The sequence below is a fragment of the Nocardia sp. CNY236 genome (genome assembly GCF_000482385.1).
In the GTDB taxonomy this organism is placed as follows: Bacteria; Actinomycetota; Actinomycetes; order Mycobacteriales; family Mycobacteriaceae; genus Nocardia.
The window spans coordinates 178,956-204,095 of record NZ_AXVD01000010.1; the positions used below are offsets into that span (position 1 = coordinate 178,956).

General features: G+C 65.3%; 28 protein-coding genes. 11 read left to right on the top strand and 17 right to left on the bottom strand.

Annotated elements, in window-relative coordinates; genetic code table 11:
* Positions 1 to 3: 3 nt before the first annotated feature.
* The 3 genes from K940_RS0108180 to K940_RS27430 all read right to left on the bottom strand — a co-directional run bounded on the left by K940_RS0108180 (position 4) and on the right by K940_RS27430 (position 3,771).
* Positions 4 to 861: a sugar phosphate isomerase/epimerase gene (locus tag K940_RS0108180; protein WP_028477130.1), complete on the bottom strand. Its 858-nt coding sequence runs from the start codon at positions 859 to 861 to the stop codon at positions 4 to 6.
* Positions 862 to 988: 127 nt separating this feature from the next.
* The gene (locus K940_RS0108185; RefSeq protein ID WP_028477131.1) at positions 989 to 2,743 is read right to left on the bottom strand and encodes a hypothetical protein; all 1,755 of its coding nucleotides are present in this window, start codon (positions 2,741 to 2,743) and stop codon (positions 989 to 991) included.
* On the bottom strand, positions 2,740 to 3,771 hold the full coding sequence (locus K940_RS27430; RefSeq protein ID WP_081706224.1) for a Ppx/GppA phosphatase family protein: 1,032 nt from the start codon (positions 3,769 to 3,771) through the stop codon (positions 2,740 to 2,742). The genes K940_RS0108185 and K940_RS27430 overlap by 4 nt, the downstream gene beginning before the upstream one ends.
* A 65-nt stretch (positions 3,772 to 3,836) precedes the next feature.
* On the opposite strand from K940_RS27430, the gene K940_RS27435 reads away from it, so the two are divergent.
* Positions 3,837 to 4,730, top strand: a complete 894-nt coding sequence (locus K940_RS27435) for a hypothetical protein (RefSeq protein ID WP_051406985.1) — start codon at positions 3,837 to 3,839, stop codon at positions 4,728 to 4,730.
* Here K940_RS27435 and K940_RS0108200 read toward each other — a convergent pair.
* The 4 genes from K940_RS0108200 to K940_RS0108215 form a co-directional block, all read right to left on the bottom strand.
* A complete protein-coding gene (locus tag K940_RS0108200) occupies positions 4,712 to 5,401 on the bottom strand; it encodes a response regulator transcription factor (protein WP_028477132.1) in 690 nt (229 codons plus the stop codon). The genes K940_RS27435 and K940_RS0108200 overlap by 19 nt on opposite strands.
* Positions 5,398 to 6,627 carry a cell wall metabolism sensor histidine kinase WalK gene (locus K940_RS0108205; protein WP_028477133.1) on the bottom strand — a complete coding sequence of 410 codons (1,230 nt, stop codon included), beginning with the start codon at positions 6,625 to 6,627 and terminating at the stop codon, positions 5,398 to 5,400. Before K940_RS0108205 ends, K940_RS0108200 begins: the two co-directional genes overlap by 4 nt.
* Before the next feature lie 293 nt (positions 6,628 to 6,920).
* Positions 6,921 to 8,975 carry a CocE/NonD family hydrolase gene (locus K940_RS0108210; protein WP_028477134.1) on the bottom strand — a complete coding sequence of 685 codons (2,055 nt, stop codon included), beginning with the start codon at positions 8,973 to 8,975 and terminating at the stop codon, positions 6,921 to 6,923.
* Between the two features lie 350 nt (positions 8,976 to 9,325).
* Positions 9,326 to 10,063 carry a phosphoglyceromutase gene (locus K940_RS0108215; RefSeq protein ID WP_028477135.1) on the bottom strand — a complete coding sequence of 246 codons (738 nt, stop codon included), beginning with the start codon at positions 10,061 to 10,063 and terminating at the stop codon, positions 9,326 to 9,328.
* On the opposite strand from K940_RS0108215, the gene K940_RS0108220 reads away from it, so the two are divergent.
* Entirely contained in the window at positions 10,055 to 10,279 is a 225-nt protein-coding gene (locus tag K940_RS0108220) for a hypothetical protein (RefSeq protein WP_155980786.1), read from the top strand. The genes K940_RS0108215 and K940_RS0108220 overlap by 9 nt on opposite strands.
* Here K940_RS0108220 and K940_RS0108225 read toward each other — a convergent pair.
* The 3 genes from K940_RS0108225 to K940_RS0108235 form a co-directional block, all read right to left on the bottom strand.
* Entirely contained in the window at positions 10,270 to 10,773 is a 504-nt protein-coding gene (locus tag K940_RS0108225) for a YbjN domain-containing protein (protein WP_028477137.1), read from the bottom strand. The two genes, K940_RS0108220 and K940_RS0108225, sit on opposite strands and share 10 nt — an antisense overlap.
* Complete coding sequence (gene mshA / locus K940_RS0108230; protein WP_051406986.1) at positions 10,770 to 12,143, bottom strand: D-inositol-3-phosphate glycosyltransferase; 1,374 nt, start codon at positions 12,141 to 12,143, stop codon at positions 10,770 to 10,772. Before mshA ends, K940_RS0108225 begins: the two co-directional genes overlap by 4 nt.
* 70 nt (positions 12,144 to 12,213) lie before the next feature.
* Positions 12,214 to 13,035, bottom strand: coding sequence for an alpha/beta fold hydrolase (locus K940_RS0108235; RefSeq protein ID WP_028477139.1), 822 nt, complete (start codon positions 13,033 to 13,035; stop codon positions 12,214 to 12,216).
* Positions 13,036 to 13,105: 70 nt separating this feature from the next.
* Between K940_RS0108235 and K940_RS0108240 the strand changes: the two genes are divergently transcribed.
* Entirely contained in the window at positions 13,106 to 13,840 is a 735-nt protein-coding gene (locus K940_RS0108240) for an SDR family NAD(P)-dependent oxidoreductase (protein WP_028477140.1), read from the top strand.
* Positions 13,841 to 13,848: 8 nt separating this feature from the next.
* Here K940_RS0108240 and K940_RS0108245 read toward each other — a convergent pair whose 3' ends face one another.
* Complete coding sequence (locus tag K940_RS0108245) at positions 13,849 to 14,925, bottom strand: UDP-N-acetylmuramate dehydrogenase (protein ID WP_036527873.1); 1,077 nt, start codon at positions 14,923 to 14,925, stop codon at positions 13,849 to 13,851.
* Between the two features lie 42 nt (positions 14,926 to 14,967).
* Here K940_RS0108245 and K940_RS0108250 point away from each other — a divergent pair, with 42 nt between their 5' ends.
* The 3 genes from K940_RS0108250 to K940_RS0108260 all read left to right on the top strand — a co-directional run bounded on the left by K940_RS0108250 (position 14,968) and on the right by K940_RS0108260 (position 16,883).
* A complete protein-coding gene (locus K940_RS0108250) occupies positions 14,968 to 15,453 on the top strand; it encodes a DUF2505 domain-containing protein (RefSeq protein ID WP_028477142.1) in 486 nt (161 codons plus the stop codon).
* Between the two features lie 132 nt (positions 15,454 to 15,585).
* On the top strand, positions 15,586 to 16,107 hold the full coding sequence (locus K940_RS0108255; RefSeq protein ID WP_028477143.1) for a DUF2505 domain-containing protein: 522 nt from the start codon (positions 15,586 to 15,588) through the stop codon (positions 16,105 to 16,107).
* The gene (locus K940_RS0108260) at positions 16,077 to 16,883 is read left to right on the top strand and encodes a hypothetical protein (protein WP_036527875.1); all 807 of its coding nucleotides are present in this window, start codon (positions 16,077 to 16,079) and stop codon (positions 16,881 to 16,883) included. The genes K940_RS0108255 and K940_RS0108260 overlap by 31 nt, the downstream gene beginning before the upstream one ends.
* Before the next feature lie 32 nt (positions 16,884 to 16,915).
* Here K940_RS0108260 and K940_RS0108265 read toward each other — a convergent pair whose 3' ends face one another.
* Positions 16,916 to 17,500 carry a hypothetical protein gene (locus tag K940_RS0108265; protein ID WP_036527878.1) on the bottom strand — a complete coding sequence of 195 codons (585 nt, stop codon included), beginning with the start codon at positions 17,498 to 17,500 and terminating at the stop codon, positions 16,916 to 16,918.
* A gap of 124 nt (positions 17,501 to 17,624) precedes the next feature.
* Between K940_RS0108265 and K940_RS27440 the strand changes: the two genes are divergently transcribed.
* Entirely contained in the window at positions 17,625 to 18,347 is a 723-nt protein-coding gene (locus tag K940_RS27440) for a DUF2993 domain-containing protein (RefSeq protein WP_051406987.1), read from the top strand.
* A 14-nt stretch (positions 18,348 to 18,361) separates the two neighbouring features.
* Here K940_RS27440 and deoC read toward each other — a convergent pair whose 3' ends face one another.
* Entirely contained in the window at positions 18,362 to 19,075 is a 714-nt protein-coding gene (gene deoC, locus K940_RS27445; RefSeq protein ID WP_051406988.1) for a deoxyribose-phosphate aldolase, read from the bottom strand.
* Between the two features lie 155 nt (positions 19,076 to 19,230).
* Between deoC and K940_RS0108280 the strand changes: the two genes are divergently transcribed.
* Together K940_RS0108280 and purU are read left to right on the top strand one after the other, a co-directional pair.
* On the top strand, positions 19,231 to 19,782 hold the full coding sequence (locus tag K940_RS0108280) for a GNAT family N-acetyltransferase (protein WP_028477146.1): 552 nt from the start codon (positions 19,231 to 19,233) through the stop codon (positions 19,780 to 19,782).
* Between the two features lie 101 nt (positions 19,783 to 19,883).
* On the top strand, positions 19,884 to 20,771 hold the full coding sequence (purU, locus tag K940_RS0108285) for a formyltetrahydrofolate deformylase (RefSeq protein WP_028477147.1): 888 nt from the start codon (positions 19,884 to 19,886) through the stop codon (positions 20,769 to 20,771).
* A gap of 16 nt (positions 20,772 to 20,787) precedes the next feature.
* On the opposite strand, the gene K940_RS0108290 is transcribed toward purU, so the two are convergent.
* The 4 genes from K940_RS0108290 to K940_RS0108305 form a co-directional block, all read right to left on the bottom strand.
* On the bottom strand, positions 20,788 to 21,069 hold the full coding sequence (locus K940_RS0108290; RefSeq protein ID WP_028477148.1) for a DUF2516 family protein: 282 nt from the start codon (positions 21,067 to 21,069) through the stop codon (positions 20,788 to 20,790).
* A 113-nt stretch (positions 21,070 to 21,182) separates the two neighbouring features.
* Positions 21,183 to 21,872 carry a heparin-binding hemagglutinin gene (locus K940_RS0108295; protein WP_028477149.1) on the bottom strand — a complete coding sequence of 230 codons (690 nt, stop codon included), beginning with the start codon at positions 21,870 to 21,872 and terminating at the stop codon, positions 21,183 to 21,185.
* Positions 21,869 to 22,372 carry a helix-turn-helix domain-containing protein gene (locus K940_RS0108300; RefSeq protein ID WP_028477150.1) on the bottom strand — a complete coding sequence of 168 codons (504 nt, stop codon included), beginning with the start codon at positions 22,370 to 22,372 and terminating at the stop codon, positions 21,869 to 21,871. The genes K940_RS0108295 and K940_RS0108300 overlap by 4 nt, the downstream gene beginning before the upstream one ends.
* A 104-nt stretch (positions 22,373 to 22,476) precedes the next feature.
* Positions 22,477 to 23,799 (bottom strand): DUF445 domain-containing protein, encoded by a 1,323-nt coding sequence (locus K940_RS0108305; protein WP_036527880.1) that lies wholly within the window; start codon positions 23,797 to 23,799, stop codon positions 22,477 to 22,479.
* 166 nt (positions 23,800 to 23,965) lie between these two features.
* Between K940_RS0108305 and K940_RS0108315 the strand changes: the two genes are divergently transcribed.
* Positions 23,966 to 24,697 (top strand): TetR/AcrR family transcriptional regulator, encoded by a 732-nt coding sequence (locus K940_RS0108315; protein WP_051406989.1) that lies wholly within the window; start codon positions 23,966 to 23,968, stop codon positions 24,695 to 24,697.
* Between the two features lie 126 nt (positions 24,698 to 24,823).
* Positions 24,824 to 25,140, top strand: a 317-nt coding sequence (locus tag K940_RS0108320; protein WP_196812134.1) for a saccharopine dehydrogenase NADP-binding domain-containing protein, incomplete at its 3' end; no start/stop codon positions are given.

Consider the following 25,140-nt stretch of genomic DNA (forward strand, 5'->3'; position numbering starts at 1 on the left):
ATGCTATTGCGTGATCACGGGCGTACGGGCCGAGGACGTATCCAAGTGCTTGCGCGCGAAGACCAGTGTACGCTTCAACATCGCCGCGCGCTCCTGGGTCGTGCGTGCATTCTGTGTATTGATCTCCGCAACCGCCTGACCGGAAAAGCCACTACGGACCAAACTCGCGCACACGTCTGCGCATGGCTGGGTGCCCTCGCCCGGAACGAGATGTTCATCGTGCGCGGCGCCGCGGCCGTCGGCCAAGTGCAGGTGGACCAGACCGGAACCCATACGAGACGCCATCGCCAGCGGGTCGGTGCCCGCAGTCGCGGTATGCGACAGATCGAGGGTGTAGTGGCGGAAACCGGTGAGTGTCGGATCGTAAGAGGGTGAGAAGGCAGTGAGCGCAGGACCCGGGCCGCGTCGTGCCAGACGTTTGACCGCGCCGTCGCCTCGGCCGAACAGCGTGTCCGCCCGCATGGGGAACATGTTCTCCACCGCGACGATCACTGGACTGGACTCCTCGAGCTCGACCACCTGGTCGGAGAACCCGGCCGCGTACTGGCGCTGCCACCGAAACGGTGGGTGGACGACCACTGTATGTGCACCGACCGCCTCCGCAGTGCGCACGCTGCGCGCGAGCTTGGCGATCGGATCCGAGCCCCACACACGCTGGGAGATCAGTAGGCACGGTGCGTGCACCGCGAGCACCGGGACATCATAGGTACGCGAGTACCCCTGCACGGTCGCGATGCTCTGACTCGCCGGTTCGGCCCAGACCATCAACTCGATACCGTCATAGCCGAGTTCAGCCGCGTAGCGGAACGCTGCCTCGGTGTTCTGCGGATACACCGACGCGGTCGACAGACCGACGGCAATGGGTTTGTGCCGAGGTGTACCACCTGTCCGACCTGCAGAGACGGCTGCCGAGGGCACGGCCGGATCGGACTCATGCCGCACTTCGGTCCGACCAGCTCGTTCGATATCTCCCACGATCACTCCCTACTCAGTTCGTGCTGAGCAGAAAGGCCAGCGGCCCCAGCGTCACGAAAGTGCCCACGACGACCGCGATCACGGTGCTCAGTATGTCGTCGGTGCGCCGCAGAACTCGCACCAGACCCACCATGCCGAGAATCACGATCATTGCCAGCACCAGCGCCATCCAGGGAAGCACTTCCCACATACGCTCGAAACCTTTGAACAACACTATTCCCGCGACGGCCGCACCAGCGCTCTGACCTCCCAGGATCATCCATTGGCGCCGGTTGCCAGCGGATGGCGCGGCTCGCAGTGTCGTCTTTTTGCCCTGCGTCCTGGTCTTGTTCGGTGCCCGCGTCTCGCTTTGTGTCCCCGCCTTGCCCCGAATCCTCGCCTTGCCCGGAATCCCCGCCTTGCCCGGAATCCCCGCCTTGCCTCGGATCCCGGTCTTACCCCGAATCCCGGCCTTGCCCCGAATCCCCTTGCCCCGTATCCCGGTCTCCCTGTGCGGTCTGGACTCCTGATGCACCGAACGCATCGGACGCGACACCGAGTCCGGAGAGCGACGCTCGATACCGGTATCGCTGTCCTTCTCGGCCACGTCGATCGGTTGGTAGACGTCTGTGACACCCTCGGATGCCGCGACCTCGGAACGTCCCATGTCCGCGGAACTCCCGGCGTCCGTGCTCCCGTGCCGATCCATGTCGTCCTGCTCGGCGCGCTCGACACTGCCACGCAACAGATCGCCGGCGACCGTCTGGCCGGAGACGAGCTGCTGATCCTGACTGGCCAACGACCACGCCGCGGTCGGCATATCGGCGGATTCACGCGCAGTGTCCCGCGGAGCCGGCATCCGATGCCGTCGCGCGGACCATGGAGGCAGACCGTCCCCGCCCATACCACTGCGCCTGGACGGTCTGCGACGAACCTCCGGCTGAGCAGCAGCGGAGACCGGTGATCTCGGGTCGGGCTCGGATGGCGCAGAGTCGGGCAGCGGGTGCGAAACGGAGTCGGAATCGGCGGGCGGCGTCAACCATGCCGCAGTGGGCGGGCCCAGATCCGTTACCGAATCCGCTGTTTCCGGTGCTTCTGCCGCCTCCCGTGCTTCTGCCGCCTCCGCCGCTCGGCGGCGTGCGGCACGGCCACCGCGGACTCCGTAATGTTCGGCGAGCCCGTGTAATCGACCTCGCTCCGGCCCTGCGGAACCGGGCTCCTCTGTGTCCACCCGGCCGTCGCTCGAATCGGCGCTCGCGAAATCTGCCACAGCACTGTGGTCGGATGGTTTGCTCTCGTCCCCTACCGCGACGACTTCTTCCTCCGGCCGCCTACGTCGACGTCTACGCCCGGACCGAGCGGGCGGCGCGTCGCTGGGCGACGCGTCCGTTGCGACCGGGCCAGGGAACGACGCATCGGCCATCGAAGTATCCGCAGCCAGCGATTCGGGCGCGGCGGCTGGCCCAGGGGTGGGCAGCTCCCAACTCCGGACGGCCGAGTTCGACGACGTGGATGCCATACCGGGTGTCGACGCGACAGACACCGGCTCCACGGCCGGTGCGTCGGCCACCGCCGGAGCCTGCGCGGGCTCGTCTGTCTCGGAGTCGGGCGCGGCATGTGCCGAATGGCTGGCGCCCTCCCGAACGACTGGCAACTCGCCGGTCAGCTCTGCAACCGAGACACTCCGGCCATTGCGGCGGCGCCTGCCACCGCCAGAGGGAGTCGCACCCTGCTGGCCATTGCGAGCCAACAGTTCGGCAACCGACAGCTGCTTGGAATCCTCGCTCATGACGACACTGCTCCGATCGAGCCGGGCAACCGCGTGCTACCGCCGGTCCGCGTGCCGTCTCCGGTCGCCGGTCCCACAGAGCAGGGTGCCTCGGGTCCACCATCCATATCGGTATCCAGTTTGCGCAGGATGAGCCCCTCACGCAGCGCCCAAGGGCAAATCTCCAAGGTATCCAGCGACAGCGCCCGCATACTCGCCTCCGCGACCAATGCTCCAGCCACCAATTGCCGTGACCGATCGGAACTCACGCCTTCCAATTCTGCACGGTCGGAGGCCGTCATCCGCGAGATGAACGCAATCAGTTGGCGCAGACCCGAACTGGTGAGTGTCCGACGAACCCGAAGCCCCGCCGCCGACGGAGCAGCCCCGGTCAACCGTGCGAGTGACCGAAATGTCTTCGATGTGCCGACAGCGAGATCGGGCCTACCCGGCTCGAGCAGCGTCTTCGCTGGAACCACCAGTTCGGCGTCGAGCCAGTCGCGCAGTACGGCGACACGACGCTTGCCAGGCGGATCCTCACGCAGCCACTCCCTGGTCAGGCGACCCGCGCCCACCTGCAGTGACAGTGCAACGTCGGGTTCTTCGTCACCGCCGTTGCTCATTTCCAACGAACCACCGCCGATATCCAGATTCAGGATGCGTCCTGCGCTCCAGCCGTACCACCGGCGTACCGCGAGAAAAGTCAGTCGCGCCTCGTCGACGCCGGACAGCACGCGCAGATCGACGCCGGTCGCGGCGCGCACCCGGGCGAGAACCTCGTCGGAATTGGCCGCTTCTCGCAGTGCCGAGGTGGCGAAAGGCATCAGTTCCACGCAACGCGACGTCTCCGCAATGCTGGCGAACTCGGCGACGGTGTCGATCAACCGCTGGGCACCGACATCGGTGATCCGACCGGCATCATCGATGTTCTCCGCTAGTCGCAGTGCGGCCTTCGTCGAGCTCATCGGTAGCGGGTGACCACCACGATGCGCATCCACCACAAGCAGGTGGACCGTATTGCTTCCAACATCGAGTACCCCGAGCCGCACATCAACACGGTACTGGGTACGGCGGAACTTCAGCCCAGGCGACCGAACTGTTAGCGTCCTCTACTGTGACGGTAGGCGCATCCACAAGCGGCTCGACCCGGCCGGCACCAGCGGGAAAGATCGCTCCGGCCCCCGAGGTCGATTCCGACTTTCCTCGTGAATGGATCGAATTCATCGACCCAGCGAACGATGAGCATCTGATTGTCGCGGATCTCACGTGGCTGTTGTCGAAATGGACGTGCGTATTCGGCACACCGGCCTGTCAAGGCATCTTGGCCTACCGGCCGAACGACGGATGCTGTACGCATGGTGCGTTCCTCTCCGACGACGACGACCGCAAGCGACTACGCCGAGCTGTGAAAATGCTCACGCCACAGGATTGGCAGCTGATGCCCGAGGCCACGAACGCGCAGGGCAAGATCACCAAGAAGGGTTATCTGGAACGCGACGAACTGGACGACGAACCAGCGCTACGGACCCGTCGGGTAGACGGCGCGTGCATCTTCCTCAACCGCCCAGGCTTCACCGGCGGTGTCGGTTGCGCGCTGCACACCATGGCCTTGCGCCGCGGAATCGAACCACTGGAAGTGAAACCGGACGTGTGCTGGCAACTGCCGATCCGGCGCACGCAGGAGTGGGTGGACCGCCCTGATGGTGTCCAGATCCTGCGCACTGTGATCGGCGAATACGACCGCCGCGGGTGGGGGCCGGGCGGGGCCGATCTGGATTGGTACTGTTCCGGCTCCCCCGACGCGCACACTGGACAGCGGCCGGTATGGCGATCGTATGCAGCCGAGCTGACCGAGTTGCTCGGCGCGCCGGCCTACGACGAGCTGGCGCGGCACTGCACGCGCCGGGAAGGACTCGGCCTGATCGCCATCCACCCGGCCACCGTGCACGCCGACCGAATGCGCGACCAGACGATCGCACCTGCCGACGGTCAGGATTCCAGTTTGTAACCGAGGCCGCGCACGGTGACCAAATGCTCCGGTTTCGCCGGATCGGTTTCGATCTTCGAGCGCAGCCGTTTGACATGTACGTCCAGGGTCTTGGTGTCGCCCACGTAGTCGGCGCCCCATACGCGGTCGATCAACTGGCCCCGAGTGAGCACGCGCCCGGAATTGCGCAGCAGGTACTCGAGGAGATCGAATTCTTTGAGCGGCAACGTCACCGCGGTGCCGTTCACCAGCACGGTGTGTCGATCGACATCCATGCGCACCGGACCGGCTTCCAGCACGCCAGTGTCGCCGACTCCCTCCAATTCTTCACTTGCGCCACGGCGCAACACCGCACGGATGCGCGCGATGAGTTCGCGCGCGGAATACGGCTTGGTGACATAGTCGTCGGCGCCGAGTTCGAGGCCCACCACTTTGTCGATCTCGCTATCGCGTGCCGTGACCATGATCACAGGGACGCCGCTGCGGCTACGCAATTGTTTACACACGTCCGTGCCGCTCATACCGGGCAGCATGAGGTCGAGCAGGACTATGTCTGCGCCGGATCGGTCGAATTCTGCGAGCGCCGAGGGGCCGTCGCCGACCACGGTCACCTCGAATCCCTCCTTGCGCAGCAAGAACGCGAGCGGATCGGCCAGCGACTCCTCATCTTCGACGATCAGAACACTCGTCATCTGCGTGCCTCCACACCATTCGATCGGCCCGGTACCACGGGACGCGGGCTTGTTTCATTCGAACTCATCACAGCGCTGTCGTCATCGGAGTTCGCTTCGTAATGAGCAGGTATTCGCAATGTGAAAGTCGATCCCGTGCCCAACTTGCTCCACAGGGTGATCTCTCCGTTGTGATTGGCGGCTACGTGTTTGGCAATGGCCAGACCCAGGCCGGTGCCGCCGGTGGCGCGTGAGCGCGCCTTGTCGGACCGAAAGAATCGTTCGAACACCCGTTGTTGGTCTTCTTTGGCGATGCCGATGCCGCGGTCGGTCACGGCCATCGCGACGTTGTCGCCGCGCAGCGATCGACTCACCGAGACATGTGAACCGGGCGGCGAGTAGGCAATCGCGTTCTCCACCAGATTGGACAACGCAGTGACCAGCAGGGTTTCGTCACCGAGCACCTCGAGTCCACTCGGTCTGTCGGTGCTGACGGTGATCCCTGCGGCCTCGGCTGCGGTATCGGAGCGGTCGACGGCCTGAGTGACCACGGTATCCACGTCCACCACCTCGAGTTCGGGTAGCTTTTCCGCGCCCTGGAGACGTGAGAGCGCGATCAGTTCGGTCACCATCTTCCCGAGCCGGCGCGATTCGCCCAGCACGCGCTCACCGAAATGACGTACGGCCACCGGGTCCTCGGCCGATTCCAGCAGGGCCTCGGCCAACAGACTCATGGCGCCGACGGGAGTCTTGAGCTCGTGACTGACGTTGGCGACGAAATCACGGCGGGTGGCCTCCATCCGAGCCTGCTCGGAGTCGTCGTCGGCGAACAGGACGGTCAAGGAGGTCTCGTCGCGCGACAGTTGCCGTGCAACGCCGCGCACCGCGATCCGACCGCGACCAGGGACGGGGTGCTTGGCGGTGAGGTCGAACTCGGTGGACTCGCCGCTGGCCAACGCCTTTTCCACAGCTGCCCACGCTCGCTCGTCGAGCAATCGGTCGCGGACCAACCCGAGTTCCTCCGCGCGAGGATTCACCAACACGACGTCCCGATGCTCGTCGACGACGGCGATGCCACTCTCGGAAGCGAGCACGATCAGATCGAGGACCTGTGACGTCGTGAGTCCGGACTCGGCCTGCCGACGGGCAGCCTGCCGAGCATTCACATAGGGAATCAGCAGTCCCCCCACTGCCAGACCGATGGCGGCCGCAAGAACGGCGAACAACACGGCCTGCGCAACACTCACACTTGAATCGTACGGTCGTCAACCGGGCGACCAACTCCGGGTACACGAAGTTTCGCGCAGGTCACACCCCCTTTCCGTGGTGTTGGGCGGGGGTTTACGTTGTGTTCGACATCGCGCATTGCCCTACCAGTACCGATCGTCCGGCTTGCGGTGCTGGCGGACATCGGCGGACTCGACTCGGCCCCAGCCTATTCGGCAGTGGAGCCAACTCGGCAGTGGAGCCAACTCGGCAGTGGCCGAGACGAGTGCTTCCCAGCACGCGAGAACCCGCGGCGCCCGGAATGCTCGCGGGTCTACCAACCAGGGTTGCCGCGGACCGGAATATTGACGAAGCTCGGCTGCGCAGGATCCAACTGCAAGTGCTCTGGCCGCAGCCCGGTATCGATGAGCATCGGAAGAATCGGCAACCCTTTGGGGAAGTTCCCCGCATAGACATCCACGCGCAGACGATGACCTGGCTGCAGGATCGCTTCGGTGGCCGGCAATGCGATGTCCAGCGTGGTCGGCACCCCAGGAATTGTCGGCTGCCGATGCTCCAGCGAGGTGAACGGACGCGGGTTGGTGTAGTCGCCGCTGGCCGATCGGGTGCTGTTCGCTTCGTCGATGGCCCGCATCGAAGCCAGGATCTGTCCCGAGGACAACACGCTGGACCGGCCGTCGGGTGCGACATCGTTCACCGTGACCACCCAATAGCCATCGGCCGCGTCCTGGACGGTATTGAGCCGCACAGCGACCTGCCCCGAGATCGTGGTCGGTTCGACCACCGGGACGCTGGTGAACGTCAGCGCATTCAACTCCTGAATTCTGGAATCCTTCGCGCAGACATCGAGGACCGACAACACTCCGGCGGTGTTCTGCGCGGCGTCGTTGGAGCACAGTCCGGTCAAGCCGGGCGCGACGGTCAAGCGCGCCGTCTCGCCGGTGGGGTCGGCGCTGAGCGAACCGTCATAGACGCTGTTCGCGGTGCCGCTGGGCACGGCGGACAGGTACATTCTGCGGTGCACCGTCTGTTGAGTGTCCACCTCGGCCGCCGGCTCGGCGAACGAATCGGTGGTGATCCAACCACCACCCTGTTGGCGCAAGGTGACCGGACCGAATCGATCGATCCCGTTGTCGATGTCCTTGAGCCACTTGTCGAACCATGCGCGCTGCAACACGTCCAACCGGGGCGGCAACCCCGGCTGGCCGTACTCGTTACCCGAGTTGATGTGATAGGTATTACCCATCAGCAACTGCTTCTGGCCTGGCGGCACGGGGATCTCGTTGTAGATGATCGGCTGAGAGTACGAGAACAGGTCGTGCCATCCGCCCACGACGAAGGTCGGTATTCGAATCCGACTGGGATCACCCATCCAGTCACGGCGCGTTTCGGAGTCCCCGGACAGCAGGTCCCGAGCCCGAGGGTCGACGTCCTCGATGTTTTCCGTGGTCATGGCATTGAACAGCACATCCATGAACGTGAAGGGATCGCGTTGGCGATCGGCCAGCCACGTTGTGTCGAACTGCCCGGACAGGATCGAGGCCACGTCGGGAATCAGCCCGAGCCCGTTGACCGCGGTCAGCCACAGCGGAATGAAGCCGGTACCCAGCGCGCCACCGGGTGCGAGCACGTCGTTGACCAGATCGCTGCCCGGCACGATCGGGAAGATCGCCTGCAATGCCGGCGGACGCTTCTCTGCTGCCTGGACCTGGTTGATCCCGGAATAGGAGACCCCACTCATGCCGATGCGTCCGTTGGACCACGGCTGCCGCGCCGCCCACTCGATCACCTCGATGGTGTCCTGCTGTTCGCGGGCGCCCAAGATATCCCAGATCCCCTGAGAAAAGCCGGTGCCGCGCACATCGATGACCAACTGCGTGTAGCCGCTCTTGACCAGCTGGCGATCGACGGTGAAATTGCGCAGGTGACCACCGCCGAACGACTTGGTCAGATCGGTGATGCCGGAGAACGGGGTGCCAGTCAGATCGGTCTGCCGGAAGAACTGGATCAGCGCGTCGGACAATCCTGGAATGGACTGCGAGTGATCGATCAGGTTCGCCAACAGCTTGGTATAGGGCGTCAGGTTGACGATGGTCGGCGTCGGGGTGTGGGCCGGCCGGCCGGAGGCATCCGCCGGCCGATAGACGTTGGCCTTCAGTACGGTGCCGTCACTCATGGTGATGGGGACATCCCACTGGATATGAATTCTCGGATACGCCTGGGGAGCATCATGGGTTGCCTCCCAGGCTGCTCCTGCGGCCCCGCCATCCGGGCCGGTGGGCGGCGCGGCAACGGCGCCGCTCGCGAGAAAGGGAACGAGCAGTGCAGAGGCAACTACCGCCACCACGGCTCGCAACGCGTGCTTCATTGGACGTGATCCACCTCTCAGCTGGTCGAACGACCAGATTTTACATACCTACCCGTTGGTTTGAATACCGGGTAACATCAACTGCGGCTTGGTATACCGTTCACTGGCGCCGATCCCGCATCGCTCGACCCCCACCCTCACGATTGGCCGGCCATGCCGATCATGGCCTGCACTAGTGCCCGAATGATGGCTCACTTCCCAGACCACAGACCTCGAAATCGCCAAATTGCGCACGCACACGCGGCGTGTCGTGCAACACGCCGTGTGACGCGCTGAACAGGTCGAAACGACAACGCGCTGTCACCCAGATGGGTGACAGCGCGTTGTGTCGAGTTCGGTTGCCGGAAAGGCTATTTGCCACCCTGGCCGGCAACGGCGGCAGCGCCCTCGGCCGCGGCGTCCGGGTCCAGATATTCGTGCGGACGCACCGGGCGGAGGTCCTCGTCGAGTTCATAGCGCAGCGGAATGCCGGTCGGGATGTTCAGATTTGCGATGTCGTGGTCGGAGATCCGATCGAGGTGCTTGACCAATGCGCGCAGTGAATTGCCATGGGCAGCAACCAGCACGGTCCGGCCGGACAATAGATCTTTGGAGATAATGGATTCCCAGTACGGAATCATACGGTTTACGACATCGAGCAAGCATTCGGTGGACGGGACATCGATGCCCGAATACCGTGTATCGCCTTCTTGGCTGTATTCACTGTCCGCCGCGATCGGTGGCGGTGGGGTGTCGTAGCTGCGGCGCCACAGCATGAACTGCTCGTCGCCGTACTTGTCCCGAATCTGCCCCTTGTTCTTACCCTGCAGTTCGCCGTAGTGGCGCTCGTTGAGTCGCCAATCGCGAACCACCGGAATCCAGTGCCGGTCGGCTGTATCCAGTGCAATGTTCGCCGTGGAGATCGCGCGACGCAACAACGAGGTGTAGGCAACGTCCGGCAAGATGCCATGCTCGGCCAGCAACTCGCCGGCGCGCTTCCCTTCGGCAATGCCCTTGTCGGTCAGGCGCACGTCCACCCAGCCGGTGAACAAGTTCAGGGCGTTCCATTCGCTTTCGCCGTGGCGCAGGAGCACAAGGGTGTGGGTCATGCTGCAATCTTCCCACGGGTGTTCGGCCGGGTCGCGTTGGTTCCCCCGCGTACGGCACGCCGACCCGAACCACCGCGTTCACCGCGCAACCCGGACCCCACCACCCCGGACGCCGAACGTCGGCGCCCCGATATCCACAGCGAGAGCTACCCCCTCGCCTCCCTGTTCGATCCCGGCCACGCACAGCGGACCGGCGACCGAATCGGTCAGGACTGATCGCCGAAATCCACCAGATGTTCGAACGCACGCAAATTCTGCAGCGACTCACCGCGTGCGACACGCCATTTCCATTCCCGCCGAATGGATTCGGCGAAGCCGAGCTCCAGCAGGACATTGAAGTCGGCGTCGACGGCCTCGAGAATCTGGCCGAACACCCGATCCAACTCGTCTGCGGTCACCGCGTGCGCGGCCATGCGGCCGACGAGATAGATATCGCCGACCCGGTCCAAAGTGTAGGCGACACCGTAGAGCCGACGGTTACGCCGCAACAGGTATTTGTAGACACCTTCGAAGTTCTCGTCCGGCTTGCGACAGACGAACGACTCGACCCGAACGCCGTGTGTGCCCACCGTCAGCATCACGGTGGTCCTGAGCTTGCGCTCACCAGGAAGCACGACGATGAAGGTCGCTTCACCGGAACGCGTGTAGTCGATCTCCCGGTCGCGCAGCGTGTCCTCGACGACCTGCGCCATCGCTGGTACCCGATTCATCGGCGCGCTCCGGTTCGACGGCGCCACAGCGCCTGTGATCGGGCCTGGCTGCTCTCGCCGAGAAGTGCGGCGATCCGCTCGCTGGACGGTGCGCCAGCCTCGGCACGGCCGGCCAGCGCCGCGGCGTAGCTGGCGAGCAATCCGTCGGCGGTGTGCGCCCAGGAGAAGTTCCCGGCATGTTCGACGGCACGCGCGCCCATCCGGAGCAACCGGTCCGGGTCGTCGAGTAGATGGCGCAACGCATCGGCCCAGTGCTGGGTCCGGTGCCCCCGAACCAGGACGCCGGAGGCCTCGTGCCGCACCGCTGTGCCGAGGCCGCCGACGTCGGCGGCCAGCACTGGAGTGCCGCTGGCCTGCGCTTCGAGCGCGACCAGTCCGAAGGATTCGTTGTAGCTCGGTACCGCCACCAGATCCGCGGCGCGGTAGATCAGGACCAATTGCTCCGGGGGTTGTGGCGGCAGAAAGCTGACCCGATCGGCAATACCCAGCTCGCTGGCGAGCTCGAGCAGCGCACGCGGCCCTTCGAGCCCGCTGCCGGACTGTCCCCCGACGATCAACACACGCAGGTTTCGCCGCGGATCGGCGCCCAGTACCTCGGCCGCGGCCCGTACCAGCACGTCGGGCGCCTTCAGCGGTTGAATCCGGCCGACGAACGCGACGATCTGCTCACCGGCAGCCAATCCGAGTGCCCTACGCGCGGCATCCCGGTCACCGGGGCGGTAATGTGCCAGGTCCGCGCCGGGAGGCGCGATGTCGATCCGTTCGGAGTCGGCACCGTAGAAACCGACCAACTGACGGGCTTCTTCTGCGGTATTGGCGACCAGCCGATCCGCCTCGGTGATCACCTGCTTCTCGCCGATCTCCCGGGTCGCCGGCTCGGGAGAGTCCCCTTCGGCCAGGGCGGCATTCTTCACCGCCGCCAGCGTATGGGCGGTGTGCACCAGCGGCGCGCGCCAGCGGTCCTTGACCAGCCAGCCGACCTGCCCCGACAGCCAGTAGTGCGAATGGACGACATCGTAGTAGCCCGGCACTCGCCCGGCCTCGTGGCGCAGCAATTCCGCGGTGAAAGCGCACAGCTGGGTGGGTAGGTCGTGCTTGTCGAGTCCTTCGAAGGGACCGGCCACCACATTGCGCACCAGGACGCCGGGCGCCGCTTGCTCGACCGGCGGTGCATTCCAGCTGGTCGCCCGGGTGAAGATTTCCACGTCGATGCCGCGTCGAGCCAGTTCGACGGCCGTTTGCAGGATGTAGACGTTCATCCCGCCCGCATCCCCGACCCCTGGCTGGGCTAGTGGTGAGGTGTGCACTGAAAGCACCGCGATACGGTTCGGCCATCGGCCCAGGCGCTGACTCACACCTTCATAGTGCATGGTGGGTTGCCCGCCTCGGACATCCTGGTTGCACCGAGTGAGACCTATCACATTGTGGTAGTGATATAAGTCACAGATTATCGGCGAAGGTCTCCACCTCGGCGACGAACCGCGGGCGGTCCTCGATGAACAAACCGTGCTGAGCGCCTTCCCAGAAGGACCCGCGTGCATTCGGCGCGGCATCGACGATGTACCGGCCGTTGTCCACCGGAACGACCCGATCGGCGGTGCCGTGCATCACCAGCACCGGAACATCCAACGCACGCAACGTCGCGGTATTGTCCACCGTCCGGTAGAACAGCGCCTTGCGCACTTCAGGCGCGGTGGCGAGGCTGGTCCCGAACAACCGCTGGGCATCGGCCCCCTTGTCTGCGCCGGGTCCGGTATTGGCATTACCGAACGCGGCGAAGGCGCGCACCGCCCGACCGGCGCTGTGCTCGAACACCCCGGGGATCGCCTCCTGCATCAGGCTCCCGGTGGTCGCACCGGGCACGTCCGGACCGATGTTCGCCATCGCGCCGACGTACACGACGCCGGCGACCGCATCGGCGCCGTGCACGGTGAGGTAGTCCGATAGCACCACCCCGCCATAGGACCATCCGAGCAGCACCGCACCCGAGGTGATCTTCTCGGCGGTCAATACCGCCGCGATATCGGCGGCCCAATTCCCGGGGTCGTCGTAACCCGTGGTCGGCGTGCCCGAGTAGCCGTGGCCACGCAGGTCGACGGCGATCACCCGGTGGCGTGCCGCGAGATCGTCGGCCGCGCGACCCCAGCAGCACAGGTTCGCCGACCACCCGTGCACCAGCAGGAGTGGACGGGCATCGGCGGGGCCACTCACCCGGTAGACGATGGTCGTTCCATCCGCGCTCGACACGTCCCGAACAGCCACGCCTTTCAGGCTAACCATCATCCCGACCACGGTTGCCGGACCCGACCGACGGCACACCTACGATGAGGCCATGAGCACTCGTAGCGCCGTCGTCACCGGGGCCAGCTCGGGCATCGGTGCGGCCACCGCCCGCAAGCTGGCCGAAATGGGCTACCACGTCTACGTCGGTGCACGCCGGCTCGACCGGTTGCACCGCCTCGCCGACGAGATCGGTGGTACCGCAGTGGAGCTCGACGTCACCTCAGCCGAGTCGGTGCAGTCGTTCGCCGACGCGATCGACGGGGTGGACGTGCTGGTCAACAACGCAGGAGGCGCAAAGGGCCTGGCTGCAGTGGCCGACACCGATGTGGACGACTGGCGCTGGATGTGGGAGACCAACGTGCTCGGCACCCTACGCGTCACGAAGACTTTGCTGCCCGAACTGATCGCTTCCGGTGACGGGTTGATCGTCACGGTCACGTCGATCGCGGCACTCACCCCCTACGACTACGGCGCCGGCTATACCTCCGCCAAACATGCACAGGGCGTGCTCCACCGCACCCTGCGCGGTGAGCTGCTGGGAAAACCCGTGCGGCTGACCGAAATCGCGCCCGGCGCAGTGGAAACCGAGTTCTCGCTGGTGCGTTTCGATGGTGACGCCGAGCGCGCGGCGAAAGTTTACGCAGGCATCGACCCGCTGGTCGCCGAAGACATCGCCGACGTCATCGGATTCGTGGCATCGCGCCCGAAACATGTCAATCTGGATCAGATCGTCGTCAAGCCACGCGACCAGGCGGACGCAGGTCGATTCGCGCGGCGCGGCTGACGTGGCGATCAGACCGCGACGCCGACGGTAACCGGCTCCAACTCCAGCCGAATCCCGAAGCGCTCGGCAACCCCGTCGCGCACCGTCCTGGCCAATGCCACCAGATCGGCCGCCCGGGCCCCACCACGATTCGTCACCGCCAGTGCGTGTTTCGTCGACAGTCGAGCAGGCGCCGCGCTGCCCGGAAACCCTTTGACGAATCCAGCGTGCTCGATCAACCAGCCGGCCGAAAGCTTCACACCGTTGGGCGCCTGCCAGGTCGGCATGGTGATCTCACCCATCTCGGCAGCGACCGCTTGCTGTAGGTGACGCGCCTGTTCCGGCGAAATCACCGGATTGGTGAAGAACGAGCCGGCGCTCCAGGTGTCGTGGTCGGCCGGATCCAGCACCATGCCCTTACCCGCACGCAACCGCAGCACCGCGTCTCTGACCTGGGCCGCGGGCTGGGATCGACCAGCCGTGGCACCCACCTCGGCGGCGAGTTCACCGAAACGCAGCGGAATGCTGGAACCGTCGGCACGCAACGAGAAGTCGACAGCGAGGACCACCGACTCGCTTCGGTGCTTGAGCACGCTGGTGCGATAGCCGAACCCGAGTTCGTCGGGCCTCACCCAACGGATTTCGCCACTACCCCGGTCGAGCAAACGAATTCGGCGCAACAGACCGGCCACCTCGGCGCCGTAGGCTCCGACATTCTGCACCGGAGTCGCACCCGCCGAACCCGGAATGCCCGACAAACACTCCAGCCCACCGAAGCCCGCGGCGACCGTCGAGCCGACCACCGCATCCCAATTCGCTCCAGCCTCGGCGATCACTCCATCGGTACCGATGTCGACACCGGTCGTAGCTATCCGAACGACCACGCCGTCGAAGCCGTCGTCCCCGACGAGGAGGTTGGACCCGCCGGCCACCAGCAGTGTCGGCACACCGGCCGCATCCAGGGCGCCCACCGTCGCGACCACCGATTCGGTCGTCGTGCATTCTGCTACCGCGGCAGGCCCACCCACTCGTAAGGTGGTCAACTCCGCCAGCTGTACGTCGGTGCGCAGCTGCGCACCGGTGTCGGCGAGCAGGTCCCACAGCATCGCTCGTGAACTTCGCACGACCAGACGGTAGCGTGTCCGGTCATGGCGACACCGCTGGCGTACACGGCCCACTATTCCCACCCCCACGCCGCTGTGCTCTCAGCGTTCGCAGACGACAGGTACTGGAAGGATCGCGTCGCGGCGGTCGGGGGTCCCGATGCGCGGCTGGAATCGATCACGAGCGACGGTGACCGGCTGCGCGTCGAACTGGTGCAAGCCATCCCCGCTGAACAGCTACCCGCCGCCATTACCGCGGTGCGCCCCGGCGACCTGGTCATTTCGCGAGTCGAGCAGTGGGACGCAAACACGGGCGCCTTCCAAGCGCGGGTCGAAGGCGCGCCCGCCGAAGTTCGCGGCACCCTCACACTGGCGGGCGACGCCACGTCCGCCACCGTCACCGCCGATGGCACCATCGAGGTGAAAGTTCCGCTGTTCGGCGGCAAGATCGAGAAGGCCATCGCCGAGCACCTCACCGAGTTGCTGAAGCGCGAAGCCGAGTTCACGGCCGACTGGCTCGCAGCCCGCTGAGCCGCGCCGGCGCCCACCGAGCCCGACCGGCCCGGCGCTGCGGCGGCGCCGAGCGCACACCGCGAGCGACGCGCCCGCGGGTATCACCCGCCCGCCGGGGTGCGCGCCGCGCAACCAGTAACCTGTGTCCCCATGGCACGCCGACTGGACTATTCCGCCCGCTACCCGTTACACACGACGAAAGAGCTGTACGCGGTGCTGTCGGACCCCGACTACTGGCACGCGCGAATGGCCGAAATGCGGAAGTACTCCCCCAGCCACGACGTGGCCCGGCTGGACGCGGGAGATGGCGGAATCGATATCGAACTGAACCACGTTCTACCCCGCGACATGCTTCCGGAAATCGCGCAAACGGTCATGCGCAAGGACATGGTGATCACGCGCAAGGAGAACTACGGCGCCTACGAGCCGGAAGAGATCACCGGGAAATACTCGGCGTCCATTCCCGCCGGTCCGGGAACCCTGCGCGGCACCATGCGATTGTTCCCCACCGAAACCGGCTGCACCTTGCGCTACTCTTCGGAGGCGAAGGTATTCATCCCCATGGTCGGTCCCCGGCTGGAACAGCTGATGCTGGTGAATCTCGTCGACCTGTTGCGCGCCGAAGCCGAGTTCACAACCCAATGGCTGGAAGATCATCACCCTACCCGCTGACCAAACCGGTCGGCACCATCACCCGCGGCACCACTGGCGTCAACCGGCTACGCCGTAGCGACCGCTGGCTGATCAACGACGAAGTCGTCACCACGCGCCTGCGCGCTGCGTCGAACCCACTGGTGGTGGACCTCGGGTACGGCGCGAATCCGTGGACCACGCTCGAATTGGCTGCGCGACTGCGCACCGTGCGCGCCGACGTGTCGGTGGTCGGACTGGAGATCGACCCCGAACGTGTAGCGGCCGATCAGGACGGCGTGGCCTTCACCCGCGGCGGATTCGAATTGGCCGGTCTGCGCCCGGTCTTGGTACGCGCGTTCAACGTGTTGCGCCAGTATCCCGAGACAGCGGTCACCGAAGCGTGGTCGACCGTCCGATCCAGGCTCGCGCCCAATGGACTGCTGATCGAGGGCACATGCGACGAGCTGGGGAGACGATGCGCATGGGTTCTGCTCGACCAGGATGGCCCCCGGTCGCTCACCTTGGCATGGGATCCGTTCACCGTCGATAGACCGTCGGATCTGGCCGAACGTTTACCGAAGGCACTCATCCACCGCAACGTTCCTGGCGAGCCGATCCACACCATGCTCACCGCCGCCGACCACGCCTGGGCCCGGGCCGCCACATCGGCCCCTTTCGGTCCCCGGGTCCGCTGGCGCGCGGCGGTGCAATTGCTGCGCGACGACGGTTTCCCGGTCCGCCACTACCGCCGTCGCCTCCGCGACAATGTGCTGTCGGTGCCATGGTCGGCAGTGGCTCCACTCGGTTCGGCCTGAACACCCGACGCGCCGCTCCCTGTGCGTCCCCGCTATGCCATCGTCACCGCCCGATACATCCTGTTCGCGGCGCGCGGCGACAATGCGGCGCCGGCATCGACGATCTCGGCGACCGCACACCTGTGAATAGCGACCGCATCCGCCACCACCTCGTTCAAAGCGGTTTGCCCGATACCGGTCTCGGCCAGGTCGAGCACGGTACGCACCGGCGTCGTCACCAGGAACGACCCCGCTGATTGCACATCTCCCTCGGTCAGCGTCCGGCGCAGCACCACCACCCTGGGCGTCGTGGGCGCGCGACCCACACGGACCGACAGATGCATGTACCGCGGGCGCAGTGTGCCCAGCCCGTGGAGTTCCGCGGCACTGTGGTGGGACACCGCCACACCGCCGTCGAACCAGGCTGCCCACATCGCGTATTCGTCGAGTGGGTGCTCGGGCCACTCGGACAAACGCAGGACCCCCGCCCCGACCCTGATCACCGAGCCGTCGTCGAGACCGGCACGCACCCGTGCCGCGCACCCGGTGCGCGTTGCCTGCCGAATGGTGAAGAAGCCGGCGTGCCGACCGGCCCAACCCCGCAGGACACGCCATCCTTGTTCTGCAGATCTGGTCATGTGGCTCGCCCCATCGCCGGCCATGCGGATCAGGCTACGCTCAACCGCAGTGGTCTATATCACATTTCCAACCCCTCAATCTTGCCTCAGAAATGGCACAGAAAGGTCGGGAAGAATCGCCGCCATGAGTACCAACGCTCTGTCCGCCTCGAGGATCACCCGGCGCACCCTGTTGATCGCGCTGTCGGTGGTCGTGGTCTTGCTCGCCACGGTCCTGATCGGTGGCGAGCTGTACGCCAGGCACGCGGTCGCCAGCTGCATCAGTACCCAATTCGAGAAGGAGATGGGATCGGAGGTCGATGTGAGTTTCGGCGCCAAGCCGATGCTCGTCACCTGGATGGACGGCAAACTGTCGTCGGTACGAGTCGACGCCGACGACGCCAATTTCGGCCGCGCGGTCGGAATGTCCGTGCACGCCGTCTTGCACGATGTCGATGTCGCCGACCAGAACGGCGGCGTGATCGGCAGCTCCTCGGCCGATGTCACCTGGAGCAACGAGGGCATTCAACAGACCCTTGGCGGAATGGTCAGCCGAGTGAGTTCTTCGCCGAGCTCCGGCGTGCTCACGCTGACCGTGCTCGGTGGCTTCGGTCAACTCGAATTGAAGCCGCAAATTCAGGACGGAACAGTGCAGATGGAGACGACATCCGCGCAACTGTTCGGTATCGGCATTCCCTCCGACCTGGTCCAGAGCATCCTCGACACCTTTACGGAAAAACTGCAGAGCTACCCACTCGGATTGGCAGCGACACACGTGGAAGTCACCGATTCCGGTATCGCGGTCGAGCTCGCCGGCGGTCGCACTCAGCTCGAGCCCGCGGATGGCAGCTCGGGCATGCAATGCTGAACCGTGGGCGACTGTTATGTATTCGATGCGCTACCCGAATCTCCCTCGGAGACCCGTGCTCGAGCCGGAAAGCCCTCGAGCACCTCGCGCGACCTCGACAGTCCCAATCTGGTCGCACCCGCGGCGATCATCTCGGCTGCGGCCTCGGCGGTCCGGATGCCGCCGCTGGCCTTGATACCGAGCCGGCCGCCGACCGTTTCCGCCATCACGCGCACTGCATGTGCGGTTGCGCCGCCGGCGGGGTGGAAACCGGTGGAGGTCTTCACGAACTCCGCGCCGGCACGTTCGGCAACTTGGCACACCTGCACGATTTGCTCGTCGGAGAGCGCGGCCGATTCGATGATCACCTTGAGCAGCGCACGATCACCGATGGCCTCGCGCACCGTGACGACGTCGGCCAGCACCGCCGCGTAGTCGCCGGCGCGTGCGGCGCCGATGTCGATCACCATGTCGACCTCGCTCGCGCCCTGATCGATTGCCAACCGCGCTTCTGCGCCCTTGACCAACGAATGATGTTTCCCGGAAGGAAAACCCGCGACGGTGGCGACGACGAGCCCGGACGCGCGCACCGGCAGCATCGAGGGCGACACGCAGACAGCGAGAACTCCCAGCGCCTGCGCGTCGGCGATCGCCGCGGCGACTGCCGCGTCGGTCGCATCCGGAGCCAGCAGCGTGTGGTCGATCATGGCGGCCACTTCGGCCCTGGTCAGCGACGCGGATTGTGCCATGAGCCGACAGTCTGGCATACCCAGCGTCGAATCCCTTTGCATGGCTCCACCGCTTCGCGCACACTCGTAGCTGGTGGCGCATCGAAGAACGGGAACCCACGGTCTGTCGATCAGGGTGTACGGATGAGGCCTACTTCGCCCGGGAGGAGACGATCTTGCTGATCCGTCGCGAACGCGCCGACGATGTCGCTGCAATTGCGGCCGTGTATCGCAGCGCCTTCGCACCTCGGTACGCCAAGGTACCCGATGGGGTCGACGCGTCCACCGACCGTGGCGCGGACCCGCCGGAGGTGGGCCTCGTGTCCCGGCTACGCGCCGACGCGGGCTGGATTCCCACACTGGCGCTGGTGGCGATCGAGCACGACACCGTGGTCGGCCACCTGTGCCTGACCCGAGCCACCGTCGGCCCTTTCCCGGTACTGGCGCTCGGCCCGGCAGGTGTGCTGGCCGACCATCAGAACGCCGGAGTCGGGTCGGCCCTCATACACGCGGCACTGGGCGCCGCCGACGCACTCGACGAGCCGCTGGTCGGCCTGCTCGGCAGCCCGGAGTTCTACCCACGCTTCGGCTTCGTCCCGGCCGCGCGGCTCGGCATCACCCTCGACGAGCCCGCGTGGGTGGGCCACTTTCAAGTCCGATCGCTATCGGCCTACGACTCGCAAATAGTCGGCGAGTTCCATTTCGCGGAACCGTTCTACAACCTCTGACACCGATACCAGCGCCTAGCTCGGCTGGCCGCGCCGAATGTGCACAGGTGACACCATGGGCGCGCGCAGCAGCAACATTGTGCGCCTGAGAAGATGTGACCATGGGTTCCGCTCCACACACCCCGGACGACCGCCGCTACGTGCTGACCTTGGGCTGTTTGGACCGCCCCGGCATCATCGCGGAGATCACGTCGTTCATTGCCGGCTTCGGCGGCTCGATCGTCGAGGCCGGCTATCACTCCGACCCGGACACCGGCTGGTTCTTCACTCGCCAGGCGATCAGTGCTGCCACGGTGCCGTTCGGGGTCGCGCAGCTGCGTGAACGGTTCACCGAGCTTGCTGCCGATCTGCCTGCGGCCGAGTGGCAACTGCTCGACTCCGGCGAGCGCCGCCACGCCGTACTACTGGTCAGCAAAGACGGGCACTGCCTGCACGACCTGCTCGGCCGCGCGCTCAGTGGCGAGTTGCCGGCCACCATCGACGCAGTGATCGGCAATCACGCGGATCTGGCAGCGATGACCGAGGCCCATGGCGTGAAATTCCATCACGTGCCGTTCTCCGCCGACCCAACCGAGCGCGGCCCCGCCTTCGACGAAGTCCGGGCTCTGGTCGACGGCTACGATCCCGACGCGGTCGTCCTTGCTCGGTTCATGCAGGTGCTACCCGGCGAGCTGTGCGAACACTGGGCAGGCAAGGCGATCAATATCCACCACAGCTTCTTGCCGTCGTTTGTCGGGGCTCGCCCGTATCACCAAGCCTTCGGCCGTGGTGTCAAATTGATCGGCGCCACCTGTCACTATGTGACCGCGGAGCTGGACGCGGGGCCGATCATCGAGCAGGACGTCATTCGGATCGACCATGCCGACAATGTGCGCGACATGGTCCGCCAGGGGCGCGACATCGAGCGGGTGGTGCTTGCCCGTGGGCTGCGCTGGCACCTGGAGGGCCGCGTACTCGTGCACGGCCGCCGCACGGTCGTGTTCTCCTGACCGGGCCGCTATCGGCTCACCAGCGCGGACCGCGCTGTACCTCGTCCACTTTGGGACGCACATCGGCCAGGTAGACGCCGGTGGCAATGATCGCGACGAATGCGAGCAGGCCTTGAACCAGAAGGAGCACGACCGCAGCCACCGAGAGGATCGTCAGCCAGATCGGCTTGGTCAGCTTGTCCACCGCCGTGAAGGCATCCGGACGCTGGCGTATGGCATGGATCAGCGCGAAGACGGTCGCCCCGAGCGCAGCCAATTGCAACACCAGCAGAATGTTCCCGGCCCAACTCTGCACCATGTTCACATCACCCATCATAGAAGCCCCGAGCACCGATACCAGGCGGCGCTCGAGGCTTCGGGCGGGTCACTTCTTTCCGAGAGTGCTTCGGCGGCTACCGACCGTCGAAGTGTTCAGGCCTTCTTGGGTGGGGCTTTCTTGGTCGGCGCCTCGGTGGCCGCGGGTTCGTCGGCCGCAGTTTCCTCGGCCGTGGTTTCCTCGGCCACCGTTTCCTCGGCCGCAACCTTCGTCGATGCACCGTTGCCAGCGGAAACCGGCGTGGACTCGGTGGTCACCTCGACGACTTCGGCCTCGACGATCGGAGCATCGTCGGTCTCGACCGGGCGCCCGAGCAGCCCGTTGATCAGGTCGACCACGTCCTCGGCGCGATGCACCGCGTCGTCGTACAGTGTTTCGACCTGGCCGATCCGCTCATCGACACGCTGGTTGCTCCGCAGCCGTTCGAGTGTCTCCGCGCCGCGTTCTGCCAGGTCGGCGTAGGTATCCAGGGTCTGGCGATAGTACTTCTCGGCCAATGCGCGCAACTCGTCACCGGTGAACTTCTCGCGCAATTCGGCAATATCGTCGGGCAGTTCCGCAGGCAGCCCGGCCAACCGTTCACGCAACGACTCGAACTGTGCCTGCACATCTGCCGGCATCGCGGCCCAACGTTCGCGCGCGTCCTCCACCCGACTTTGCACCTCGGCAGTGGTGGCACGCTCGCGTACCTGCGCGACGATGTCGTTGACCGTCGCATAGAGAGCATCACCCGCGCCGATGGTGGCGAACAAAGGCTTGGTCACGGTGGCGTTCGTCTCGGTCATAGTGGTTCGTTCTCCTGACGTGGCGGAGTGTGTGTTGTCCCGGCGGAACGTCGCTGTCCCATGCGTTCCCCCCTCATCGCTTCCTCGGCTTCCCGACGAAACGATTCGTAGATCTCCAGCAGCGCCTGCCGTTGGCGCTCGGTGATCGAGGTGTCGGCGAGCAAGGCATCCCTGACCGGACTGGGCGCCCGCTGCTCGAGATAGCCAGCGCGTACGTACAAGACCTCCGAGGAGACCCGCAGTGCCTTGGCGATCTGCGTGAGCACTTCGGCAGACGGATTACGCAACCCGCGCTCGATCTGACTCAGATATGGGTTGCTCACCCCCGCCAGTTGAGCGAGCTGTCGCAGCGAAACTTGTGCGGCCTCCCGCTGCGCCCTGATGAAGCCTCCGATGTCGTGCGCCGCGCTGGCGACGCGGCCCCCGCGTTCCCCGATGTCGAACGGGTGCTCATCCGATCTGTCGGTGTACTCGGCTGGAACCTCGGACTGGTCTGCCATCACTCACCTTCTGGCGGTTGTACGGGATCGATTCTAGGGTTGGGCGCTAGCAATTGCAAGCAGTCTGCTAGCAGATGTGCGGCAAACACCCCGGAGGGTGTCGATCAGCCGACGAACATCAGATGGGAAATGGTGTAGATCGTCAGTCCGGCAAGCGAACCGACCACGGTGCCATTGATCCGGATGAACTGCAGATCCCGGCCGACCTGGAGTTCGATCTTCTTGCTGGCTTCCTCGGCGTCCCACCTGGCAACCGTGTCGGTGACCAGGGTGCTGATTTCGTCCGCGTAGTTCTCCACCAGGTAGCGAGCGCCGCGGTCGAGCCACCCGTCCACTGTGGCGCGCATATCGGCATCGGCGCACAGTCGCTCACCCAACTGCTGAACATTCTCGGCGACCTTGCGGCGCAGGGTGCTGTTCGGGTCGTCCACGGACTCCAGGATGAGCCGCTTGGCCGCGCGCCACGTGGCTTCGGCCATTCCGGTGATCTCCTCACGACCCATGATCTGCGCCTTGACCCGCTCTGCCTTGGCGATCATGGCATCGTCGTACTGCAGATCATCGGCGAACTCCTCCAGAAAGCGATTCACCGCCGACCGCACCTCATGATCGGGATCGGATCGAATCTTCCAGGTGAATTCGACCACTTCCCGGTAGATCCGTTCGGAAAGCAGCATATTGACGAATCTCGGCGCCCACGGTGGCGCGTCCCGCAACACGATTCGATCGATGGTCTCCTGCGCTCCGAGCGCCCACTGGTGGGCACGCTCGGCGAGCAGGTCCAACAGCGCCCGCTGACGATTGTCGGCGAGTAGTTCCGCCAGAACCCGGCCGATAGGCGGACCCCACTGCGGCTCGGCGATCCGCCGCACAATGGTGTTGTCGATCACCTGCTCGACGTCTTCGTCGCGTAGTACCCCGACGAGGGCACGCAGAATCATCGAACTCTCCTGCGCTACCCGAGCGGCATGACCGGGATCGGCCATCCACCGCCCCACCCGCCAGGAAATCTCCGCGGACTTGAGTTTCGCCGAAACGACCTCTGGTGCAAGGAAATTCGTGCCGACGAACGAACCCAGACTCGAGCCGAGCTGATCTTTCTTCCGCCGGATGATCGCAGTATGCGGAATTGGGATACCCAGCGGATGCCGGAACAGAGCGGTCACCGCGAACCAGTCGGCCAGCGCGCCGACCATGCCCGCCTCCGACGCCGCGCGCACATACCCCACCCAATCGCCGCCCGCGCCGCGTGACTCGGTCCAGCGACAGAACAGATAGATCGCCGTGGCCAGAGCGAGCAAGCCAGTGGCGAACGCCTTCATTCGCCAGAGATCGCGGCGCTTGTCCGCCTCGCCGAGCGCAGCGGCCAAACCGAGCGGCTCGGCGGGGCGGTTCGACACCGCGGTGTTGCCGGGGGCTTTCTCCATGGGTCCCATTCTGCTGTGCCCCGGAGTGCAGTCGAGTCGCGAACGAATCTCGGCACGCCCGGCAGTCGGCACTGTGGTTCCTGCCGCATCCACCCCCCAAAACACCCCGATCGACGTACTCGGCACATAAGCTGGAGCGGACCGAGCACCGACAGACGAGGAGCCGATGCTGTCCACCAACGACCTTGTCGATGTCGGCGAACGATCGTCAGCGGTACACGGCGCCCGGACCGACGGCCGCAAACGCCGGTGGCGCCAGCACAAGATCGATCGCCGAGAAGAACTCGTCGACGGCGCGCTCGCCGCGGTACGCGCCCGCGGAAGCAACGCAGGCATGGATGAGATCGCCGCGGAGATCGGTGTGTCCAAGACCGTGCTGTACCGATACTTCTCCGATAAGAACGACCTGGTGCGTGCAACCATGCAGCGGTTCATCGAAACGACGCTGATGCCGCGGGTCTACAGCGCGATCAGCCTGGACGCCGACGAATATCAGCTGGTTCGCTCCGCGCTGTCGGAGTACGTCGGCACCGTCGACGAAGACCCCGAGGTCTACCGCTTCATCATGGGCAATGGCGCGGCCGACCAATCCTCGCTCGCGGAGTTCGAAAAACTCTTCGCAGAGGTGGTGTGCACGGTCATCACCGACCGCGCACAGAAACACGGAGTCCGAACCGAGGGCACGGAGCTGGCCTCGTACATGCTGGTCGGCGGCATCCAACTGGCGACGCATTGGTGGACCACCCACAAGTCATTGCCCCACGAGACCGTGATCGACTATCTCACCATGCTGGTGTGGAGTGCCGTCGAAGGCATGGTTCGCGTCGGCGGGGCGCCGGAGGTGTTCAACGCGCGTACACATGTGCTCACCGCCCCGGAGTTGCCCCTCGGAGACTGATCGATCCGTCTGCCTCGCCGACGGCTACCGCACCTGGATTGTCGACCGCCGAACAACCGCATCGAACAACCCCACAAAGCAGCCCACAGCATCGGTGATCGCGACATACCAGGGATGGAGATGATCATGGCAGGCAGTGCTCAGGAGTCCGGCGCTCGGGAGTTCGACCTGGTCCTATTCGGTGCGACCGGCTTCGTCGGCACACTGACCGCGCAATACCTCGCCGGCGCCGCACCGGAATCCGCGCGCATCGCCCTGGCAGGACGATCGTTGGACAAACTGACCACCGTCCGCGACGACCTCGGCCCCACAGCCGCAGGCTGGGAACTGATCGTGGTCGACGCCACCGACCGCGCCGCACTCGAGACCATGACCGCACGCACCACCGTGGTCGTCACCACCGTCGGACCCTACCTGCGCTACGGCATGCCACTGCTGGGCGC

Bases quoted from the DNA above. Each gene is read 5' to 3' on its own strand.
- K940_RS0108305 (WP_036527880.1), bottom strand. From the start codon at position 23,799: ATGGAGAAAGCCCCCGGCAACACCGCGGTGTCGAACCGCCCCGCCGAG.
- K940_RS0108255 (WP_028477143.1), top strand. From the start codon at position 15,586: ATGGCACGCCGACTGGACTATTCCGCCCGCTACCCGTTACACACGACG.
- K940_RS0108250 (WP_028477142.1), top strand. From the start codon at position 14,968: ATGGCGACACCGCTGGCGTACACGGCCCACTATTCCCACCCCCACGCC.
- K940_RS0108300 (WP_028477150.1), bottom strand. From the start codon at position 22,372: ATGGCAGACCAGTCCGAGGTTCCAGCCGAGTACACCGACAGATCGGAT.
- K940_RS0108215 (WP_028477135.1), bottom strand. From the start codon at position 10,063: ATGACCCACACCCTTGTGCTCCTGCGCCACGGCGAAAGCGAATGGAAC.
- purU (WP_028477147.1), top strand. From the start codon at position 19,884: ATGGGTTCCGCTCCACACACCCCGGACGACCGCCGCTACGTGCTGACC.
- K940_RS0108245 (WP_036527873.1), bottom strand. From the start codon at position 14,925: ATGCTGTGGGACCTGCTCGCCGACACCGGTGCGCAGCTGCGCACCGAC.
- K940_RS0108290 (WP_028477148.1), bottom strand. From the start codon at position 21,069: ATGGTGCAGAGTTGGGCCGGGAACATTCTGCTGGTGTTGCAATTGGCT.
- K940_RS0108240 (WP_028477140.1), top strand. From the start codon at position 13,106: ATGAGCACTCGTAGCGCCGTCGTCACCGGGGCCAGCTCGGGCATCGGT.
- K940_RS0108315 (WP_051406989.1), top strand. From the start codon at position 23,966: ATGCTGTCCACCAACGACCTTGTCGATGTCGGCGAACGATCGTCAGCG.
- K940_RS0108210 (WP_028477134.1), bottom strand. From the start codon at position 8,975: ATGAAGCACGCGTTGCGAGCCGTGGTGGCGGTAGTTGCCTCTGCACTG.
- K940_RS0108295 (WP_028477149.1), bottom strand. From the start codon at position 21,872: ATGACCGAGACGAACGCCACCGTGACCAAGCCTTTGTTCGCCACCATC.
- K940_RS0108185 (WP_028477131.1), bottom strand. From the start codon at position 2,743: ATGAGCGAGGATTCCAAGCAGCTGTCGGTTGCCGAACTGTTGGCTCGC.
- K940_RS0108260 (WP_036527875.1), top strand. From the start codon at position 16,077: ATGGCTGGAAGATCATCACCCTACCCGCTGACCAAACCGGTCGGCACC.
- K940_RS0108200 (WP_028477132.1), bottom strand. From the start codon at position 5,401: ATGACGAGTGTTCTGATCGTCGAAGATGAGGAGTCGCTGGCCGATCCG.
- K940_RS27440 (WP_051406987.1), top strand. From the start codon at position 17,625: ATGAGTACCAACGCTCTGTCCGCCTCGAGGATCACCCGGCGCACCCTG.
- K940_RS0108265 (WP_036527878.1), bottom strand. From the start codon at position 17,500: ATGACCAGATCTGCAGAACAAGGATGGCGTGTCCTGCGGGGTTGGGCC.
- mshA (WP_051406986.1), bottom strand. From the start codon at position 12,143: ATGCACTATGAAGGTGTGAGTCAGCGCCTGGGCCGATGGCCGAACCGT.
- deoC (WP_051406988.1), bottom strand. From the start codon at position 19,075: ATGGCACAATCCGCGTCGCTGACCAGGGCCGAAGTGGCCGCCATGATC.
- K940_RS0108225 (WP_028477137.1), bottom strand. From the start codon at position 10,773: ATGAATCGGGTACCAGCGATGGCGCAGGTCGTCGAGGACACGCTGCGC.